This window comes from Magnetospirillum moscoviense (assembly GCF_001650635.1).
In the GTDB taxonomy this organism is placed as follows: domain Bacteria; phylum Pseudomonadota; class Alphaproteobacteria; order Rhodospirillales; family Magnetospirillaceae; genus Magnetospirillum; species Magnetospirillum moscoviense.
This window is the reverse complement of the sequence record NZ_LWQU01000058.1, coordinates 1-1775: the sequence shown is the minus strand read 5'-3', so window position 1 is coordinate 1775 and position 1775 is coordinate 1. Positions and strand designations below refer to the sequence as shown.

At 58.1% G+C, this 1775-nt stretch carries 4 protein-coding genes and 1 pseudogene; 4 read left to right on the top strand and 1 reads right to left on the bottom strand.

Annotated elements, in window-relative coordinates; genetic code table 11:
- On the bottom strand, positions 1 to 101 hold a 101-nt coding region (locus A6A05_RS20600; protein WP_425411936.1), incomplete at its 3' end, for a transposase.
- A 170-nt stretch (positions 102 to 271) separates the two neighbouring features.
- Here A6A05_RS20600 and A6A05_RS03135 point away from each other — a divergent pair.
- The 4 genes and pseudogenes from A6A05_RS03135 to A6A05_RS03125 all read left to right on the top strand — a co-directional run.
- Positions 272 to 454, top strand: a complete 183-nt coding sequence (locus A6A05_RS03135) for a CsbD family protein (protein WP_068497383.1) — start codon at positions 272 to 274, stop codon at positions 452 to 454.
- Positions 455 to 504: 50 nt separating this feature from the next.
- Entirely contained in the window at positions 505 to 678 is a 174-nt protein-coding gene (locus A6A05_RS19900) for a DUF3309 family protein (RefSeq protein ID WP_082910658.1), read from the top strand.
- Between the two features lie 123 nt (positions 679 to 801).
- On the top strand, positions 802 to 1398 hold the full coding sequence (locus A6A05_RS03130) for a chemotaxis protein CheB (protein WP_068497381.1): 597 nt from the start codon (positions 802 to 804) through the stop codon (positions 1396 to 1398).
- A 115-nt stretch (positions 1399 to 1513) separates the two neighbouring features.
- Positions 1514 to 1775, top strand: a pseudogene (locus A6A05_RS03125) (transposase); the annotation flags it as partial.

Below are 1775 nucleotides of genomic sequence, written 5' to 3'. Positions count from 1 at the left end.
GGAATCAACGGTTCCACCAGCGCCCATTCTTCATCCGTCAAGTCGCTGGGATAGCGGAGGCCGCGCCGCTCATAGACACGCCGGTTCTCCTTCGTCCACATGCTGCCCCCCCGATTCGTCTGGAGAGCTATGGAATCACAACTGATTCATCGGACTCAAGAACCTTCCGGACGGGCTCTAAGGCTCTGAGTAGATTCGGAGTCTCGTTCATTGCATTCGCAAAAGATACAAAGGAAGCAGTTGAAACATCGACAGACAGTGAGGCAGTGACATGAACAAAGATCGTATCGTCGGCGCGGCCAAGCAGGGTAAGGGCGCCATCAAGGAAGCGGCCGGCAAGGCTCTCGGTGACTCCAAGTTGGTCGCCGAAGGCAAGAGCGACAAGGCCGAAGGCAAAGTCCAGAACGCCGTTGGCGGTGTGAAGGATGTTTTGCGGGATGCGCTGAAGACGTAGCGATTGTAAATTGAGTTCTTGCTCTCGCTAAACCTACAGGGGTGCCGCTGATGCGTGCAATAATTATTTTAATACTATTGGTTCTTTTGCTCGGCGGCGGCGGATATTATGGCTATGGCATGTACGGCGGCGCTGGACTCGGTGGCGTTCTTGGCACTGTTCTGCTAATTGCAGCAGTACTGTGGTTTCTTGGTGTTCTCGGCGGCAGAAGCCGTCCTTCGTGAATCGGGCGGCGATATTGGTTCGGCGCATGGCGATCTATAACCGTCACACTGACCTGATAGCGTAGCACACGCCCGGTTTCATCGGCATCAACGCGCTACCTGACGGAAAGCATCTGGTGCGACATGAAGCCAATGGATAAAACAGCCATCGAAGGAACCATCCCTGTCGTCTGTGTCGGCGGATCGGCTGGCGGCCTTGACGCATACACCCGGCTGGTACAGAACCTCCCCGCCGATCTGGGCGCGGCGATCATTATCGTCAACCATCTCAGAACCGTGGACACCCTTCTCCACAAAATTCTCCCGCATTATACGGAGATGCCGGTCGAACTGATCACCGAAGGACTGCTGATCCGGCCCAACCATGTCTTCATCATCCCACCCCAGCACGATTTGCACGTTCTGGATGGGGGGTTCCGCCTGAAGCCCATTTCAAAACCGAGGGGATGGCCCGATGTCATCACGGTTTTTCTGCACTCCCTCACCCAGCACTGGAAAGGCCAGTTGATCGCCGTGATCGTGTCCGGCTATGACGGCGACGGAGCGGAGGCCCTCTGCGGCATCAGACAGGTGGGGGGAATCACCATCGCGCAGAAGCCCGAGACGGCCGGGCAGCCCGACATGCCGGAAAGCGCCATGGCAACCGGCTGCATCGATTTCGTCCTGTCACCGGAAGACATCGCCGAAAAGATCACCGGGATCATAGACAAGCATGCTTGAGTTTTAGGATAAATCACTCGCCATCCCCACCGAGCGGGTGGAGAGAGTTTGAGGGTTTCAGCATCCGTCTCTTTCTGGCACAACGGGGCCGCAGCCGCCGTTCACGCCGAACGACGGGTGTCTGCCCGACAGCGGTCGGGACTTGTGCTCGCAGCCGACGATGTCGCGCTGGGAAAATGCCCCGTCCTTGCGCGAGGTCCTGCGGCTGATGGGGGTGATGGTCGATCTGTGGTGCGCCAGCTATCCGGCGCCGCCCGAGGCGGTGACGCTCGACATCGACGACACGATGGACGTTGTCCACGGCCACCAGCAGTTGTCGCTGTTCAACGCCCATTACGACGAGCGCTGCTTCCTGCCCATCCACATCTACGACACGG